This window comes from Adlercreutzia sp. CNCM I-6216, assembly GCF_977113345.1.
The window spans coordinates 177,193-194,943 of the sequence record NZ_CDSBIE010000005.1; the positions used below are offsets into that span (position 1 = coordinate 177,193).

General features: G+C 66.2%; 14 protein-coding genes. 12 read left to right on the plus strand and 2 right to left on the minus strand.

The genetic code is table 11. The features are described 5' to 3' along the window. The first annotated feature begins 171 nt into the window (after positions 1-171). The 4 genes from folP to ACYVRU_RS06620 all read left to right on the plus strand — a co-directional run bounded on the left by folP (position 172) and on the right by ACYVRU_RS06620 (position 4,678). Positions 172-1,485: a dihydropteroate synthase gene (gene folP, locus ACYVRU_RS06605; RefSeq protein WP_114548808.1), complete on the plus strand. Its 1,314-nt coding sequence runs from the start codon at positions 172-174 to the stop codon at positions 1,483-1,485. 2 nt (positions 1,486-1,487) lie between these two features. Next, complete coding sequence (locus ACYVRU_RS06610; RefSeq protein ID WP_114548807.1) at positions 1,488-2,333, plus strand: biotin--[acetyl-CoA-carboxylase] ligase; 846 nt, start codon at positions 1,488-1,490, stop codon at positions 2,331-2,333. A 39-nt stretch (positions 2,334-2,372) separates the two neighbouring features. Continuing rightward, positions 2,373-3,911, plus strand: a complete 1,539-nt coding sequence (locus ACYVRU_RS06615; protein ID WP_227070342.1) for an MATE family efflux transporter — start codon at positions 2,373-2,375, stop codon at positions 3,909-3,911. Between the two features lie 122 nt (positions 3,912-4,033). After that, positions 4,034-4,678: a biotin transporter BioY gene (locus ACYVRU_RS06620; RefSeq protein WP_114548806.1), complete on the plus strand. Its 645-nt coding sequence runs from the start codon at positions 4,034-4,036 to the stop codon at positions 4,676-4,678. Positions 4,679-4,928: 250 nt separating this feature from the next. On the opposite strand, the gene ACYVRU_RS06625 is transcribed toward ACYVRU_RS06620, so the two are convergent. After that, a complete protein-coding gene (locus ACYVRU_RS06625) occupies positions 4,929-5,624 on the minus strand; it encodes a response regulator transcription factor (protein WP_022740466.1) in 696 nt (231 codons plus the stop codon). 136 nt (positions 5,625-5,760) lie between these two features. Between ACYVRU_RS06625 and ACYVRU_RS06630 the strand changes: the two genes are divergently transcribed. From ACYVRU_RS06630 to ACYVRU_RS06650, 5 genes are all read left to right on the plus strand, one after another. Then, positions 5,761-6,531 (plus strand): type III pantothenate kinase, encoded by a 771-nt coding sequence (locus ACYVRU_RS06630; RefSeq protein ID WP_114548805.1) that lies wholly within the window; start codon positions 5,761-5,763, stop codon positions 6,529-6,531. Between the two features lie 213 nt (positions 6,532-6,744). Continuing rightward, positions 6,745-8,433, plus strand: coding sequence for a formate--tetrahydrofolate ligase (locus ACYVRU_RS06635; RefSeq protein WP_114548804.1), 1,689 nt, complete (start codon positions 6,745-6,747; stop codon positions 8,431-8,433). A 170-nt stretch (positions 8,434-8,603) separates the two neighbouring features. Then, positions 8,604-9,218: a cyclodeaminase/cyclohydrolase family protein gene (locus ACYVRU_RS06640; protein WP_227070346.1), complete on the plus strand. Its 615-nt coding sequence runs from the start codon at positions 8,604-8,606 to the stop codon at positions 9,216-9,218. Beyond that, positions 9,218-10,078, plus strand: a complete 861-nt coding sequence (locus ACYVRU_RS06645) for a bifunctional 5,10-methylenetetrahydrofolate dehydrogenase/5,10-methenyltetrahydrofolate cyclohydrolase (protein ID WP_114548802.1) — start codon at positions 9,218-9,220, stop codon at positions 10,076-10,078. Before ACYVRU_RS06640 ends, ACYVRU_RS06645 begins: the two co-directional genes overlap by 1 nt. Before the next feature lie 111 nt (positions 10,079-10,189). Beyond that, positions 10,190-11,629, plus strand: a complete 1,440-nt coding sequence (locus ACYVRU_RS06650; RefSeq protein ID WP_461185887.1) for a helix-turn-helix transcriptional regulator — start codon at positions 10,190-10,192, stop codon at positions 11,627-11,629. Between the two features lie 39 nt (positions 11,630-11,668). On the opposite strand, the gene ACYVRU_RS06655 is transcribed toward ACYVRU_RS06650, so the two are convergent. Beyond that, positions 11,669-13,366 (minus strand): FAD-dependent oxidoreductase, encoded by a 1,698-nt coding sequence (locus tag ACYVRU_RS06655; RefSeq protein WP_114539608.1) that lies wholly within the window; start codon positions 13,364-13,366, stop codon positions 11,669-11,671. Between the two features lie 350 nt (positions 13,367-13,716). Between ACYVRU_RS06655 and ACYVRU_RS06660 the strand changes: the two genes are divergently transcribed. From ACYVRU_RS06660 to tsaD, 3 genes are all read left to right on the plus strand, one after another. Beyond that, entirely contained in the window at positions 13,717-14,535 is an 819-nt protein-coding gene (locus ACYVRU_RS06660; RefSeq protein ID WP_461185888.1) for a formate/nitrite transporter family protein, read from the plus strand. A gap of 103 nt (positions 14,536-14,638) precedes the next feature. Then, the gene (gene tsaE / locus ACYVRU_RS06665; RefSeq protein ID WP_173112168.1) at positions 14,639-15,151 is read left to right on the plus strand and encodes a tRNA (adenosine(37)-N6)-threonylcarbamoyltransferase complex ATPase subunit type 1 TsaE; all 513 of its coding nucleotides are present in this window, start codon (positions 14,639-14,641) and stop codon (positions 15,149-15,151) included. A 105-nt stretch (positions 15,152-15,256) separates the two neighbouring features. Then, a complete protein-coding gene (tsaD, locus tag ACYVRU_RS06670) occupies positions 15,257-17,719 on the plus strand; it encodes a tRNA (adenosine(37)-N6)-threonylcarbamoyltransferase complex transferase subunit TsaD (protein ID WP_461185889.1) in 2,463 nt (820 codons plus the stop codon). Positions 17,720-17,751 lie beyond the last annotated feature (32 nt).

Below are 17,751 nucleotides of genomic sequence, written 5' to 3' on the forward strand. Positions count from 1 at the left end.
CGCCGCCTCCGGGCGTTCTTTTTTGTGCGCGAGCCCAATCTTGAAGCCCACTCTAAGAGATAATACGGTACACTCATCAGAAACCAGTGTACACGGGCCTTTTGCGCCGTTACACTTATCGGCTAAGAATCAAAGGGAGGAAACGCCGAGAAAGACGAGGCTTCAGCATTCATGATCTGGCATTGCGGACAATACGACTTCGACACCAGCACGCCCCTCATCATGGGTATTTTGAACGTGACCCCCGATTCCTTCTCCGACGGCGGGGCGTACCTCGATCCCGAAGCGGCCGTGGAGCACGGGCTTGACATGGTGCGCGCCGGGGCCGCCATCGTGGATGTAGGCGGCGAGTCCACGCGCCCGGGCGCCACGCCCGTCACGCCTGAAGAGGAGTGGAATCGCATTGGGGATGTCGTCGCGGCCCTCGTGGAGGCCGGCATCTGCGTGTCGGTGGACACGCGTCATGCCGAGGTGGCGACTCGCGCTCTGCATGCCGGCGCTTCCATCGTCAACGACGTGTCTGGCTTCCGCGATCCCGCCATGGTGGAAGCGGTGCGTCGCTGCGGTTGCGGGTGTGTGGTCATGCACATGAAGGGCGAGCCGGCCACCATGCAGAACGACCCCGTCTACGAGGACGTGGTTGCTGAAGTGCGCGACTACCTGCGCGATGCGGCCGCTGCCTTGGAAGCGGCCGGCGTCGATCGCTCCCGCATCTGCGTCGATCCGGGCCCCGGCTTCGGCAAGACTCCCAAGCAGACCATCGAGCTTATGCGCAACCTCCACGAGATCGTGCATCTGGGCTATCCGGTCATGGTGGCGGTCTCGCGCAAGCGCTTCGTGGGCGAGGCCTACCAGGTGGAGGAGCTTCACGACCGCGACGTGGCCTCGGCGGCCGAAGCGCTGCTCGCCTGCGAGTTGGGGGCGAGCGTCGTGCGCACCCACAATGTGGAGATGACGGTCGCCGCGCTGAAGGACTTGCGGCCGGCGGTGCTCTTGGGCCTGGGGTCGAACGTGGCGCTGGTGGCCGAGCCCGGCGAGGAGACCGAGGCGAAAATCGCCCAGCTCAATCTTGCCGTGGGCCATCTGTGCAGCCTGCCCGACACCCAGATCGTGGACATGTCCTCGTTCTACGAGAGCGAGCCGGCCTACTACGAGGATCAGGATGCCTTCGTGAACGCCGTCGTGCTCCTGCGCAGCGGCCTTCCGCCCAAAGAGCTTTTGGGGTATTTGCACAGCATCGAGAACTCCCTCGGCCGCGTGCGCGCCATTGAGAACGGCCCGCGCACGCTCGATATCGATATTCTCGACTACCAGATGTACGTTGCGTCCGACGACGAGCTCACGCTTCCGCACCCGCGCGTGACGGAGCGCGATTTCGTCGTGAAGCCTGTGCTGGAGATTCTGCCCGGCTGGGAGCTGGCGGATGGAACTCCCGTGGGGCGCGTGCCCGAGGCCGAGCGCGTCGGGAAGGCGAGGAGGATCTAGCCATGAAGCTGACGGTGCTTGACGAGGTGACCTCTACCAACGAGGTCGTGAAGAACGCGTTGCGCGAGGGAAAGGCCGAGGGCCTCATCGTGCGCGCTCGGCGCCAGCTGAGCGGTTACGGCCGCCAGGGCCGCGAATGGGACAGTCCCGAGGGCGGCCTGTACATGTCCATCCTGCTGCGCCCCGACGTGGCCGGCAGCGGCTTGGCCACTTTGAGCCTGGTCGTGGGCCTTTCGGTCCAGCGCGCCTTAGGCCAGGTGGCGGCGCCGCAGTTCGAGGACGGCATCCAGGTGAAATGGCCCAACGACGTGATTTATATGCCCGCCGACTGCCAGCGCGCCGACGAGTACCGCAAGCTCTGCGGCATCTCGCTGGAGGCGTGCGGGGGCGGCGTGTGCGTGGGTATCGGCATCAACGTGTTCCGCCCCGAGGTCGACCGTCCCGTGCAGGGTCGCAACGTTCCCGAGTACATGGCGGATATCATGCCGGCCCCTGAATCCGTCCCGGGGCATTTCGTGTCACTGGCCCAGGCCATCGCGGCATTGCCGGAGCGCGAGCAGGCTGCTCGTCGCGAGGAGGTCATCACCGACATCCAGCGCGAGGTCATCGCCCGCATCCTCGTGAACTACGGTCGTTGGCGCGAGCTCGGCTTCATGCCGACGTTGGGCAGCTACGAGGGCTCGTCCTTCCTCACCGGTCGCGCGGTGCGCATCGAGGACGCCGCCGGCACCGCTACTTTGGAAGGCACGGCCACTGGCGTCGACGAGCGCGGCCGCCTTCTCGTCCGCACCGCCGACGACACCGTCCCCGTCGCCTCCGGCGAGGCCCACGTCATGGTGATGCCGTAAGGGCTACAATAGCGCCGAAGAGAAGAAAGGCGCGAAGGCATGAGTGACGAGAAGAAGCTTGACGGGGAATTGAAAGAGGGCGCAGCTGCGCAGGGCGAGCGCGAGCTTGGTGTGGACGCCCAAGCAGCCGGAGATCCGCGCGGGGAGCGGTTGCGCGCCTCGTCGGCGGGTGACGACAAGGTGCTGCGGATGGGGACGGCCTCCATTCCGCGGCTCATTACGGAGTTCGCCATTCCGTCGGTGGTGGGCATGCTCATCAACGGCTCCTATGCCATCATCGACTCGGTGTTTCTGGGGCACGCGGTAGGGGAGATCGGCCTTTCGGCCATGACCGTGGCCAACCCCATCATGATCGTGTTCATGGCCATCGCCATGCTCATCGGCAACGGCGGCAACGCGCTGGCGGCCCTGCGCCTCGGCGAGGGCAAGCGCGACGATGCCGAGCGCGCCCTGGGCAATGTGGTGTCCTTGAGCCTCGTTGCTGCCGTCATTGTGCTCGTCATCGGGTGGAATCCGGCGCTGGTCTCCTGGGTGCTCGATTTGGCGAGCGCCACACCGGAGGTGCGCCCCTACGCCCAGACGTTCATCCAGATTCTCTGTGCCGGCTTCATCTTGCAGTGCATCGGCCTTGGCGTGAACAACTTCATCCGCACCTGCGGCGCCCCTAACCGGGCGCTCGGCACCATGGTCATCGGTCTGGTGGGCTCGGTGGCCTTCAACGCCCTGTTCGTTCTGGCGCTCGGCTGGGGGGTTATGGGCAGCGCTCTGGCCACGGTGCTCGGCTGGGCCTGTTCGTGTTTGGCGGTGCTGCAGTACTTCTGCCTGCGCAGCGACGTTCCCATGCGGCTGCGCTTGCCCGCCATGCGCCTGAGCTTTTCCATGGATCGCACCATTCTCGCCTTCGGGCTGCCGAGCTTCTGTGTGCAGGCGGGCATGGCCATCGTGAACTTCGTCATCAACTTCCAGCTGGTGAAATACGGGGCCCTGACGCCCATCGGCGCCGACGACGCGTTGGCGGCCATTGGCGTGGTGCAGCGCATCGGGCAGTTCTCGGTCATGCCGCTCATCGGCATCGCCATCGCCCTGCAGCCGCTGCTCGGCTTCAACTACGGCGCTCACAACGTCAATCGCGTTCGCAAGACGCTGTGGTACGGCATTGGGGCGGCGTCTTCCATCTCGGTGCTCATGTTCATCATCGTCGAGGTGTTCGCGGTGCCCATCGCCCATGCCTTCGGTATCTCCCACGACGGTCTCGTTGATTTCACGGCTTTCGCCATCCGCGTGCAGTTCCTCATGCTGCCCTTCGTGGGCTTCCAGATCGTCAGCTCGAACTACTTCCAGGCCACGGGCCAGCCGGCCAAGTCGGTGTTCCTCACCTTGACGCGCCAGATTCTGTTCCTCGTGCCCTTGCTGTACCTGATGCCTGTGGTGCTGCCGCAGCTGTTTCCGCAGTTCACCGGATTGGACGCATTGTACTTCGCGGCACCGGTGGCTGACTTCCTCTCCATCTTCACCACGGCCATCTTCGTGGCCTGGGAAATGGTGCGCCTCCGCAAGCTCGCCGCGATGTACGATTAGGTTTTGGGCACTTGCACAAATTTATTGGCATGGTGGCCCGTTAGCCGCTGAAAGAGCAGTGCGCGGGCTCTGGGACGCGCTCGACCCCTACGATGGACTCCTTCGAGTGGAAGGAGAGATGCATGGAATCAACGAAGACGCGCAGCGAGGCGACCCAGCGAACGCGGTCGGTGGTCTTTGTCGGCTTGACCATCGCCATCATGGCGGTATCGGCCTGGGTGGTCGTGCCCTTGGGTCCCATTCCCTTCACGCTGCAGATGTTCGCCATCACGTTTGCCATAGTGGTGCTGAGTCCCAAGGAGGCCATTGCGGCCATCACGGGCTACTTGCTGCTGGGTGCGGTGGGGGTGCCCGTGTTCTCGGGCATGCGCGGTGGAATCGGTGTTCTGGCCGGGCCGACGGGCGGCTTTCTGTGGGGATACCTCTTCGGCGTGGCGGCTGCCGCGCTGTTTTTGCACGCGGTGCGCACGAGGCTCGGTATGGCCGGCGGCAAGAATGCGCCGCGGCTCACTCGCGCGGAGAAGACGGCCATGACGCCGCTCCAGCGCGCGGGTGCGTTTCTGCGCAGCTTCGGGGTAGAGATTATCGCCGGCATCATCTTTACGGCTATCGCTTACGTGTGCGGGTGCGTCCAGTACATGGTGGTGGGGCACGTGGATCTGGCCACGGCGTTCCTCACGGCGGTGGCGCCGTTTATGGTCGTTGACCTCTGCAAGATCGTGGCCGCCGTCATCTGCGCCGACGCCGTCCGCGCCGCCGTGCGGTAGGCGTCTCGTCGCTGCTAAATCCTCGAGCAAATGCCAGTTGGGCCCCGAAATGGTCGTCCGCGTGTTGCCATAACGGGGCCGAACTGGCATTTGCTTGCCATTTCACCCCTTAACGGGCATCGCAGCACGCCATAACGGGGCCGAACTGGCATTTACCCTTAGAAAACGGTCGGTAGAAACCCGTCGCTAAAAGGGAAGGCTCCCGCTCGGGAGCCTTCCCTTCATGGGAGCAGATTTCTCGCGAGTTGGCTTACGCCTTGAAGCGGTAGCCGTAGCCGCGTACCGTTTCCACGAGGGCCGGATCGTAGCCGGCGGCGTGAATCTTGTCACGCAGACGCTTGATGTGGGTGTCCACCGTCTTGGTCTCGGTGAGGTACTCCCAGCCCCAGGCGTCGCGGAGCAGATCCTCGCGGGAGACCACCTTGCCGGCGTTCTTCATGAGCGAGGCCAGAAGCTCGAACTCGCGGGGCGTCAGGTCGATCTCGCCGTGGTCGCCGGCGGCGGTGTGGGCGTCCTCGTCCAGCGTGATGCCCGAAGCGGTGATGGAATTGCTCGCGCCGGGGAACTCGCCGCCCTGGCCGCGGCGCAGAAGCGCGCGGACGCGGGCGATCAACTCGCGCACGCCGAAGGGCTTGGCGAGATAGTCGTCGCCGCCGATTTCCAAGCCGACGACTTTGTCCAGCTCGGTGTCGCGGGCGGAAAGGAACAGCACGGGGGCCGTGGTCTTCGAACGCAGCCGACGGCACAGCTCGTAGCCGTCCATGCCCGGCAGCATAATATCCAAGATAAACAGATCATAGTTGTTGGCGCTTGCCAACGCGAAGGCGTCCTCGCCGTTGTCGACGACGTCGGTCTCGTAGCCCTCCTTTTTCAACGCGTAGCTGACGAATTCGGTGATGGAAGGCTCGTCGTCAACGACAAGGATGCGGCTCGGTGTCTCTATCATGGTCTTGCCTTTCTCTCGTCATATCGACGAATGCCCGTCGGGGGCATATCGTTGAGACATTGCTATAATCTCTCATGCGCTAACTATACGCAAATAAGCCCGCAGGGCCGGAAAACTGAGGAAGATTGTCATAATTATGTTACTTGCTATTGACATCGGTAACACCCATACCGTAATCGGGGTCTACGCGGGGGATTCTCTGCGCGCGATGTGGCGAATCGCCACCAATCGGAAGGCGGCGGCCGACGAGCTGCGCATCGTCTTCTCCACGCTGTTTTCCCTCGAGAGCCTCGATCTTTCCCAGGTGCGCGCCTCGGCGGTCGCCTCGGTGGTGCCCCAGCTGACCAAGGCCTGGATGCAGGCCATCAAGGACGCCACCGGCGCGCGGTCGCTGGTGTGCAATGCCGAGACGGCCGAGGGCCTTTTCGACGCCGATTACCCCAACCCCCGCGAGATCGGCGCCGATCGGGTGGCCGATGCGGTGGCGGCCCGGGCGATCTACGGGGCGCCGGTGGTGGTGGTCGACTTCGGAACGGCCACGAACATCGAGGTCATCGATCGCGACGGCCGCTTCCGCGGCGGCGTTATCGCGCCGGGCGTGCAGACTTCGGCCAACGCGCTGTTCACTCACGGCGCTCAGCTGCCGGACATCGCGCTGGTGGCGCCGCCGGCGGTCATCGGCACCAACACGGTGGAGGCCATCCAGTCGGGCATCATGCTAGGGGAGGCCGATCGCGTGGACGGCCTGGTGCGCCGCATCTTCGACCAGCTGGGCTATTCGGCGAAGGTCATCGCCACGGGCGGTCTGGCGCCGGTCGTCGAGCGCTACTCGAGTACCATCGACGAGGTGAACACCGAGCTGACGCTGGAAGGCCTGCGCCTTATCGCCGATCGCGCCTACCGCTAGGGGCTGTTGGGCGCGGATGCCTTCGGGAATCCCCGCAATGAGGGGAAGTTGCGCCCTTTGGGGATAGAGGGGCGACGGGGCGCGGCCGCATCGCTAGAATGGGAGCGTCAGCGTTTGGTCGGCAGGACGATTCCTTCCGCCGGCGCTGCGCCATCTATCGATGAGGCTGCCAGGTACGCCTGCGCGCCGCGACATGAGAAAGAAGGGCCCGACGTGTTGACCGACATTGAAATTGCCCAGGCGACCGAACCGAAACCTATTGGCGAGATCGCTGCCATTGCCGGCGTCGACGAAAAGTACCTTGAGCTGTACGGAAACTACAAGGCGAAGGTCGATTACAACCTGCTGCGCGAGGAGGAGCACGCCCCGGGCAAGCTCATCCTGGTGACCGCAATCAATCCCACGCCGGCCGGAGAGGGCAAGACCACCACGACGGTGGGCCTGGCCGATGCGCTTTCGCTGCGCGGCAAGAACGTGGTCGTGGCGCTGCGCGAGCCGTCGCTCGGCCCGGTGTTCGGTATCAAGGGCGGTGCGGCCGGTGGCGGCTACGCCCAGGTTATTCCCATGGAAGACATCAACCTGCATTTCACCGGCGACTTCCACGCCATCGGTGCGGCCAACAACCTGCTCGCGGCGCTGCTCGACGCGCACATCCAGAACGGCAACGAGCTCGGCATCGACGTACGCAAGATCACCTGGAAGCGCGTGGTGGACATGAACGACCGCCAGCTGCGCCACATCGTGGACGGCCTCGGCGGCAAGGCCCATGGTGTGCCCCGCGAGGACGGCTTCGACATCACCGTGGCCAGCGAGGTCATGGCCATTTTTTGCTTGGCCACCTCCATCACCGACCTGAAGGAGCGTCTGGGCCGTATTGTGGTCGGCTACACCTACGACGACAAACCCGTCACAGCCCACGATCTGAAGGCCGAAGGCGCCATGGCCGCGCTGCTGAAGGATGCCCTGAAGCCGAACCTCGTGCAGACGCTGGAGGGTACCCCGGCCTTCGTCCACGGCGGTCCCTTCGCCAACATCGCCCACGGCTGCAACTCCATCATGGCCACGCGCATGGCCATGGCGCTCGGCGACTACTGCGTCACCGAGGCTGGTTTCGGCGCCGATCTGGGCGCGGAGAAGTTCCTCGACATCAAGTGCCGCCTCGCCGGTCTTAAGCCCGATGCGGTGGTGGTCGTCGCCACGGTGCGCGCGCTGAAGAACCACGGCGGCGTGGCCAAGGCCGATCTCAACGAGGAGAACCTGGAGGCGCTGGAGGCGGGCCTGCCGAATTTGCTGCAGCACGTGGAGAACATCACCAACGTGTACAACCTGCCCTGCGTGGTGGCCATCAACGCCTTCCCGACCGACACCAAGGCCGAGCTGGACCTGGTGGAAGCCAAGTGCCGCGAGCTGGGCGTGAACGTGGCTTTGTCCGAGGTGTGGGCGCGCGGTGGCGAGGGCGGCCTGGCCCTGGCCGATGAGGTGGTGGCCTTGTGCGAGAACGGGGATGAGGCCGGGCGCTCCGCCGACACCTTCACGTTCTCCTACGAGGACGACCTGTCCATCGCCGAGAAGATCGAGGCCATTGCCAAGCGCGTCTACCATGCCGACGGCGTGGTGTTCGAGCCCGCGGCGCAGAAGGAGATCGCGCAGCTGGAGGCCCTGGGCTTCGGAGAGATGCCCGTGTGCATGGCCAAGACCCAGTACTCGTTCTCGGACGACGCCACCAAGCTGGGCGCTCCCCGCGATTTCCAGATCACGGTGCGCCAGGTGAAGGTGTCCGCCGGCGCCGGCTTCATCGTGGCGCTCACCGGCTCCATCATGACCATGCCGGGCTTGGGGAAGGCCCCCGCCGCCCATAAGATCGATGTGATGGAAGACGGCACGATCACGGGGTTGTTCTAGCATTTACGTAGTTGTCCGGGCTCGGACTCGGAGCGGAAGTGCCGTGCTCAAACAACATTGAAGTGCACCGTCGGAGTTCTGCTCCGGACGTGCTTCGTGCACTTCAATGAACTGCGCGCGGCACCACCGCACCGAGTCCGAGCCCTGCTTTTTCGGAAAGAAGGGTTTGCGTGGTCGATACCGAGTTTGTGGAGGCGCTGGCTTCAAAGGCCCCGACTCCCGGTGGAGGCGGGGCCTCGGCCTATGCGGGGGCGCTTGCGTCGGCGCTGGCTTCCATGGTGGGCAACCTCACCGTGGGCAAGAAGAAGTACGCCGATGTCGAGGAGCGGATGCGGGCCGAGCTCGTCGAGCTGGACGACACGCGGGCGCACCTGCTGTCGCTCATCGACGAGGACGCTCGCGCCTTCGAACCCCTCGCTGCCGCTTACGGGATGCCCAAGGACACCGATGCTGAGCGTGCGGCCCAGAACGCGGCGCTGCAGAAGGCGCTCGTGGGCGCCTGCGAGGTGCCGCTTGAGATCATGGCCTGCTGCCTGCAGGTCATCGAGTCCTGCGTGTTCGTGGCCCGGCACGGCTCGGTGCTGGCTCTCTCGGATGCCGGGGCGGGCGCCGTGCTCGCCAAAGCAGCGCTTATGGCGGCGAGCCTGAACGTGGTCATCAACATCGGCTCCATGGATGATGTCGAGCGGGCCGACGTCTACCGCAATCAGATGGAGGACCTTCTCGCCGCAGGGGGCGCCATGGCCGATGAGGTGTACGCCGATGTCGTGAAGAGGCTTAGCTGATGGCGAGGATTCTGTACGGCAAGGAGGTATCCTCGGCCCTGTGGGAGCGCCTGCTGCCCCGCATCGACCGCTTGCGGGCGCACGGCGTGGCGCCGACGCTCGCCATTGTGCGCGTGGGGGAGCGGCCCGACGATTTGTCCTACGAGCGCACCTGCGCCCGCCAGGCCGATCTCCACGGCATCGCCGTGCGTCGTTTCGTGCTGCCAACGGAGGCGACGCAGGCTGAGCTGGAAGCGGTCATCGATGCCGTGAACGCCGATCCGCGCATCCACGGCTGCCTTATGTTCCGTCCGCTTCCGCCGCAGATGGACGAGCGCGCCGTGTGCGATCGCCTGTCCCCGGCCAAAGATATCGACGGCATCGGGTCGGCGTCGCTGGCCGGCGTGTTCGCCGATACCGGCGAGGGTTTCCCGCCGGCTACGGCCCAGGCCTGCCTGGAGACGCTGGATTTCTACGACATTCCCGTTGCGGGCAAGCGAGTGGTGGTGCTCGGGCGCAGCCTCGTGATCGGCCGACCGGTGGCTATGATGCTGCTCGCGCGCCACGCCACCGTGACGCTGGCCCATTCCCGCACTGCCGATGTGGCCGCCCACACCCGCGAGGCCGACATCGTCGTGTGCGCCACCGGCCGCGCCCGCGCCTACGGTCCCGAGTACTTCTCGCCGGGCCAGACGGTGCTCGATGTGGGCATCAACTTCGATGCCGCCGGCAATCTCTGCGGCGATGTGGACTTCGGCGCCGTGGAGCCCGTGCTGGGGCCCGAAGGCGCCATCACGCCGGTGCCCCGAGGCCTCGGCGGCGTGACTACGAGCGTCACTATGGCCCACGTGGTGCAGGCGGCCGAGGCTGGGCAGCGCTAGGGGCGGACGACTCGTGAAACGTGCCTTGCCCCTTGGGGACAGATGGCGGGTATAATGGTGGCGGCCCCCATGGGGCCGCGCGCGACCGGTTCTGATTCGAGAGGAGAGAGGTTGAACAAGCTGCGCATCCTGCTGCTCGCGCTGGCCTACGCCTGCTTTTGGTCGCTGTTCGTGCTGTTCCCCTACCCGGCGAACGTGCTGCCCGAGTCCCATGCCTCCTACGTCGCAGGCCCCGTCTTCGCCAGCAACCTCATCACGCTCGTCACCATGGCCCTTATGGGTGGGGTGCTCGTGGTGTTTCGCGACAGCCTGGCCGAACGGGTGGCCGGCAGCACGGCGGCCATCGTCGGGTCCGGCGCCTTGCTGCTCGCCTGCGCGGCCGCGCTCGTTGCCAGCGCCGATGCCGGAGCGGTCCCGCGCTGGATGATGGCTGCCTACCCCGCCATCATGGCGCTTTACGGCGTAGTGATTGCCCTGGCCCTCGCGGCGGCATCGCGGCGCTTGACCCCTCGGGACAACGCCGTCGTGCTCGCCCTCTCCCTGCTTCTGTCGTTTCTAATCGGCGAGGCCATCGTGGCGCTTACGGATCCCCTGCCCACCGGCGACATCTCAAACCCTCTCATGTTCGCCCTGAGCAGTATCTTCCTGGTGATTCTCGGCCACATTGGCTGCGATGCCCCCCAAAGCACCGCTTCCGTCCCGCCTCGCGCCGTCCCTTTCGGGGCGCGCCGCCGTGCCCGCGACGGCCATTCTGCTTTGCTACCTACTGGGAAGCGGGGCGTTCATGAGCCTCTCGTCGGTGGCTCGGGGCGAGACCTGGTTTTCCGATGGATGGATTCACTGTGCCTTCGCCCTCGTGCTCTATCCGGCCTTCTGCCTCTTCACCCTCGCCGCATGGCGGCAGCGGCGCGCGGCCTTTCCGTGGCTCGGCTTCTTCATCCTCTGCATCGCCTGTCTCTACTGCACCGCCCTGCTCTACTCGCCGTTGGCTGTGCTGTGCCGGGCCTTGATCCTGTCAAGTCGCCCATGGCCATCACGCTGCTGTGGGTGGCGGTTCAAGAGGGCATGGGAGCGCGGGACCTCCCTTGGTGGCTGGCTGCGGTCGCTGCGCCCATGCTCATCGTGGCCGTCGACTGCGCCATCCATACCGTCGGGCTTATCGGGCTCTCTCCCGGACAGATGGACTCGGTGGTCAACGCCGTCATGCTCGTCACGGCCTTCGCCATGACGCTGGGGATGCTCTGGTTCGTGCGCCTGCGCCCTGACGGTGCCGAGCCCGCAAGCTCCGAATGCGCTGCAGGCGCCGCCGATGTATCGGAGATTCTCGCCGCCATGGCCGATGCCCATGGGCTGAGCGAGCGGGAGGGGGAGGTGCTCGGGCTGCTCTATCGCGGCAACACCCAGAAAAAGATCGCCGAGCGCCTGTTCCTTTCGGTGAGCAGCGTGCAGACCTACGCGAAGAGCCTCTATCGGAAGCTCGGCGTGCACTCGCGCCAGGAGCTGATCGACATGGTTAACGAGGCCGCGAATGGAAACGACCGGGCCCGCTGAGGGGCCCGGTCGCAAAGGGAGGGACGAGGGGTTCTTGGCTTACCAGACGGTAATAGCCGTGGCGCAGAGGGGGCTGTCCCAGGCGTAGCCGCCGTCTTCACCGACGAAGGAGTCGGCGAGGTCCTCGAAGCTCGCCGGGTGGGCGGGCGTCATGTCGCCGGTCAGCGCGTGGATGACCGTGTAGCGCCCGGCGGTGAAGATGTGCGAGTTCGAGAAACCGCCCGGCATGCTCCAGTTGATGCCGCCGCAGGGGTTGCCCGCCTGGATGCCGGCGGCGTACAGGCCCGGGATGGGGGCGCCCTCGGTGTCGATCACCCGGTAGCGGTTGTCCACCATGACGCCGGCGTTGATGCCCGACATGCCCACATCGCCCTTGATGCAGAAGAAGGGGGGAGTGTCGATGGCCGCCATATCGGATCCGGCGACGCCGAAGTCGTCGTCGCAGCCCTTGGCGCACAGCTCGTTGTAGCGCTCGATGCTGGCGACGCCGTCGGCTACGGGAATGCCCGCCGCCTCGCAGAGCTCCTCCAGGGTGTTGCCCGATACCACCGTTTCCGGATCCATCCAGGCGCTTCCCTCGCCCACGAGGGCCACCGGCGGCACGCCGGGAATGCCCTCCACGGCGCCCTCGGTCTTAGAGTCGAAAATGCGGAAGTGGATGCCGCGGTCCTCGGGCTTGTAAGTGGCGGACATGGAGATGTTCAGGCTGCTCATGGGGATGGTCTCGTTGCAGAAGCGCTTGCCGTGGACATCGAGGGCCAGGAAGGGGTAGAACATAAAGGGGCCGATGTAGTTGGTGTGGATCTGCCGCGCATGGCCGAGGGGCGCCATGCGGCCGCCCGCCAGAATACCGAGGATGTGGCCGTCGCCGGTGTGGTTCACCAGGCACAGGGGGAACATGGCGGCGTCGCGCAAATTGCGGTCCACCATGGACTCGTTGTTCATGTAGTCGCCGGCGGCCAGCACGACGCCCTTGGTGGCGTTGAGCTTGACGTAGCTGCCGTCCTTTTGCTTGCCGATGGCGCCCGTTACGGTGCCGTCCTCCTCCTGGACCAGCTGCACGCAGGGGGTCTCGTAGTAGAACGTGGCGCCGCCCTCGGCCGCCTTCTGGGCCAGGGCCACCATAAGATCCTGGTTCGAGGCCTGGGTGGCATCGCACACGGCGACGACGCCGCCATCGTCGTAGCGGATGGAGCTGTCGGTGAGGAACTCGATGGGCTCGATGCCGACCGAGCGTCCCTGGCTGATAACCCAGGGCACGGCCTCCTCGGCATATTCCACATAGTAGTTGAACAGCTCGTTGTTGATGCGCCAGTCGTTGAGGCGGGCCCAGTCGCTGCGCCACCGCACGATGCCGGCGGGGTTCGAGTGGGCCTTTACGACGAAGGAGCAGCCGTTGCCGTTGGCCGAGACCGTGGCCTCCTTCTGGAGGCAGGCCACCTTCGCGCCCTCCTCCACGGCGGTGAGCACGGCGGGCACGCCGGCACAGCCGGCCCCCACCACGACGATGTCGTAGGTTTCCTCGGCGGCAAATTCCGTAATGGGCTCGCGTTCCACGATGCTGAACTCGAAGTCGCTCTCCTTGAGGTCGGCCGGCAGCTCGCCAGCCGCCGTGCTGGCGAGCGCGTCGTTGGCTGCCGGAGTCGACGGGGCGCAGCCGGCGGCGCCCAAAAGCGCGGCGCCCGCCGCCAGGCCGGCCCCGCCCTTGAGGAACGTCCGTCGATCCATGTTCTCCATGTTTCCCTCCTTGGGGTCGTTGCACGTGGGCGCTTCTCCGCGCCCGGGGCGGCTTGTGCCGCCTCGGTGCCCATACTGCCCCTCTTGCCGCTTTCGCGCTTCCCATGGAAGGGGGGGTAATGTGTCGCGCCCTTTCCCATAAAATGGTGATATGACTGTATGAGCGGCACCTTTTGGGTCGCCATCCCCGCTGTGGCCGCCGGCGGCCGTCCGCCGGTCGCTTCCGTCCGCCTTCGGCGGCCCGCGACGCCGCTGCCCGATTGGGGCGGGCCCGCGGGGGTCGGGCGCGGCTTCTCGTGGAATGATGGGAGGCGTACCGATGCGCGACGATTGACCGAAGAGGAGCAACCATGGCCATCTTCAGCCCCACCGAGATCACCGACAACTACATGAGGGCCTCCGTGGGCAAGGCCGCCTCGCCGGCATGGCGGCTGTTCCTGCTGGCGGTGGCCGCCGGCGTGCTCATCGGGCTCGGCGCGGTCACCTCGTCCACGGCCGCCCACGGCCTGGAGAACGCCGGGCTCGTGCGGCTCATGTCGGGGCTCATCTTCCCCGTCGGCCTCATGATGGTCATCCTCATGGGCACCGAGCTGTTCACGGGCAACGCGCTCATGGTGACCGCCGCCATCGACGGCCAGATCACCTGGGGACGGCTCTTCCGCAACTGGGGCATCGTGTTTCTCGGCAACCTCGTGGGGGCCGTGGCCCTGGCCGCCTGCATGGCGTTCTTCGGCCAGCTGAACATCGGCGGGGGAGACTTGGCGGTGTACACGGCCAAGGTGGCCGCCGCGAAGAACGCGCTGCCGTGGATGAACGCCTTCGTGCTGGGCATCTTCTGCAACCTCATGGTGTGCATCGCCGTGTACCAGGCCAACACCGCCCAGGACACCGCCGGCAAGGTGCTCGCCATCTTCTTCCCCATCATGGGCTTCGTGCTGGCCGGCTTCGAGCACTGCGTCGCTGACATGTACTACGTGCCCGCGGGCATTTTCGCCTACCTGAATCCGGCCTACACCGCCATGATCGACGCGGCGGGCATCAACACCGCCCTGCTCACCTTCGGCGACTTCATCTTCGCGAACCTCATTCCCGTGACCTTGGGCAACATCGTTGGCGGCGTGGCCGTGGGGCTGGTCATGTACGCCTGCCATGGCACGAAGAGGGCGTAAAAGAATCTGCCGAATTCTTCAGGAATGTGGGTAATTCGGTCAGGTTTTGCGGCTTCCCTGCGGGTGCTCTTGCGAAGCGCGGCCGACGGCCTATGATGGGAGCATGGCGAACGGACTGACATATCAGCGCACCACTACGACCCCCGAGGCTACCAAGCAGCTGGCGGCGACGCTCGCGCCCTATCTGCATGCGGGCGACACCATCGTTCTGACCGGCGATTTGGGGGCGGGCAAGACCCAATTCGTCCAAGGGGTGGCCGCGGCTCTCGGCGTGCGGGCGGCGGTGACGAGTCCCACTTTCAACATCCTCTTGGAGTACCACGACGGGCGCTTGCCGCTGTACCACTACGACCTGTACCGGCTGGATGCGCGCTGGCAGCTGGAGGACATCGACTACTATAGCGCCATCGACGGCGACGGCGACGGGGCGGCCTTCGTGGAATGGGCCGAGAAGTTCCCCGAGGACATGCCCTACGACTACCTGGAGATCACCATCACGGCCGACGGCGACGGCGCACGGCGCATCGTCGCGCACTCCTTCGGCTCCCGCTCGCGCCAGCTTCTGTGCGTCTGGGCCAACGATTCCAAATCGCGCTTGGGAAAGTGCCAGCTGTAGAGAGACCTCGGGCAGTTCGCTATCTTGGGTTCGCTATCTTGCGGCGCGCGGGCAGTGGGGTACAATAGGCCGCACTGATTTGTCGTTTTCGGGAAGGTTCTCCCTTTGAATACACAGCGTTCTTTCGTACTTGCCTTCGACACGGCCAACGAGGTCATTGCCATTGGGCTGGGAAAGCTTGATGCCGCCACGCAGTCGATCGAGTGCGTGGCGAGCGTGGAAGTGGAGGCGCGGCGGGCGTCGAACACCCAGCTACTGCCGCGCATCGATGAGCTGTGCGCCCAGGCCGGCGTGGGCCGCGGCGAGATCGCCTGCGTGGCCGTGGGGCGCGGACCGGGATCGTTCACCGGGGTGCGCATCGCCCTGGCCTGTGCCAAGGGCATCGCGTCTGCGTTAGAGGTGGGCCTTGTGGGCGTCTCGTCGCTGGACGCGGTGGCCTGGGGCGCGTGGAAGGCGAGCGAGCGCGGGTTATTGCTCGTCGTGGCCGACGCCATGCGCCGCGAGGTGTATCCCGTGGAATACCGCCTGAGCGACGCGGGGGTGGAGCGCGTGACCGCCGACCGCGTCATCAAGGCCGAGGCCTTCGCCGAAGAGCTCGATGCGTCGGGCGGCTCCGATCGCCTGATCGCGGGCGATGCCCTGCGCAAGTACGCGGATCTCTTCGAAGGCGCGGGCGCGCTTCTGCCCGAGGCGTTGTGGACGCCGACGGGCGCGGGCCTCTTGATGGCGCTTCGGGCCTCATGGCGCGCGGGGGAGTGCGATCCCCTCGACGCCGAGCGCCACGATCCGGCCTTCGCCCTGCCCGTGTACACGCGCCTGTCGGACGCCGAGGAGAACGAGCGGCAGCGCCTGGCCCGGGCCGACGGCGCCCTGGCGGGCAAGCGGGGCTCGAAGCACGTGACCATGAACGACACGGCCATCGCCAACGCCCGGGCCAACGGCGAGGGCATCGCCTACAAGCCGCTCGATGCGTGTCATGTGGCCGATGTGGCGGCCCTGGAGGCGGCCGTGATGGGAACCGATGCGTGGAACGAGACGCTCGTGGCCGACGAGCTGGGCCGCGCCGACCGGGTATGGTGGGCCGCCTATGCCGCTGATCCCAAGATGCCGCTTTCCGCCGAGGCGCCGCTGGTGGGCTATGCCGGCGGCTGGGTGGTCGATGGCGATCTGCAGATTCTGAAGGTGGGGGTGGATCCCGCGTGGCGCCGTCACGGCATCGCTCGGGTGCTGCTCGCCCGCGTGGCCGACGACGCCCGCAACCTGGGGGCGCGCACGAGCTCGCTGGAGGTGCGCGCCGCAAACGCGGGGGCCCAGGCGCTGTATGCGGCCCTCGGCTACGAGGTGCTGGGCCGCCGCCCGCGCTACTACTCCGACGGCGAGGACGCCCTCATCATGCAGGGCCCTCTGCCCACCATCACCCTGGCAGCGGTTCCGAACGGTGCGGTGGCTGACGCGCGGTCTGGCTATGTTTCGGGCCCAGGGGCGACCGAGGTCGCCCCCTACGGGGAGAGCGACGTGATCGCGACAAATCATCCTCTCATTCTGGCCATCGAGTCTTCCTGCGACGAGACGGCCGCCGCCGTCATCGACGGCGGGGGAGTTTTGCGCTCGGACGTGGTGGCGACCCAGGTGGATTTCCACGCCCGCTTCGGCGGCGTCGTCCCCGAAATTGCCAGCCGCAAGCACATCGAGGCCATCTGCGGCGTCTGCGACGAGGCGCTGGACGTTGCCGCGGCGAGCCTTGGGCTCTCTCATCTCCGTTGGCGCGATCTGGACGCGGTGGCCGTCACCTATGCACCGGGACTCGTGGGCGCGCTCGTAGTGGGCGTGGCCTTCGCCAAGGGCGCGGCCTGGGGCGCCGACATCCCCTTCATCGTCGTGAACCATCTGGAGGGACACCTGTACGCCAACAAGATCGGCCGGCCCGATTTCGCGCCGCCGGCCGTGGTGTCGCTCGTTTCGGGCGGCAATACCATGCTCGTGTACATGGCCGATTGGGGCGACTACCGCGTGCTCGGCACCACCATCGACGACGCGGTGGGCGAGGCCTTCGACAAGGTGGCCAAGGCGCTGGGCCTGGGCTACCCCGGCGGCCCGGTCGTCTCGAAGTTCGCCGCCGAGGGCGACCCCGCGGCCATCCCGTTCCCGCGGGCCATGCTGCATTCGGGTGACTTGCGCTTCTCGCTTTCCGGCTTGAAGACCGCGGTGGTCACCTACATCAACAACGAGCGCGCTGCCGGCCGCGAGCTCAGCGTGCCCGATATCTGCGCGAGCTTCACGGCGGCCGTCGTGGACGTGCAGGTGGCGAAGGCCCGTGCGGCCCTGCGCGAGACGGGGGCGCCCACCTTCTGCCTCGGCGGCGGCGTGGCGGCCAATCCGACCTTGCGCGCCGCCTACGAGCAGATGTGCGCCGAGGAGGGCGTGCGCCTCGTGATGCCGCCGCTCGCCTCCTGCGGCGACAACGCCGGCATGATCGCCGAAGTGGCGCTCGACCGCTATCGGGCCGGGGCGTTCTCGCCGCTTAGCACCGACGCTTTGGCCCATGGCGACTTGGAGGTGCCGTACTAGCGGCTCCGGGCGTCAGGGTTCGGGCGTTTCCG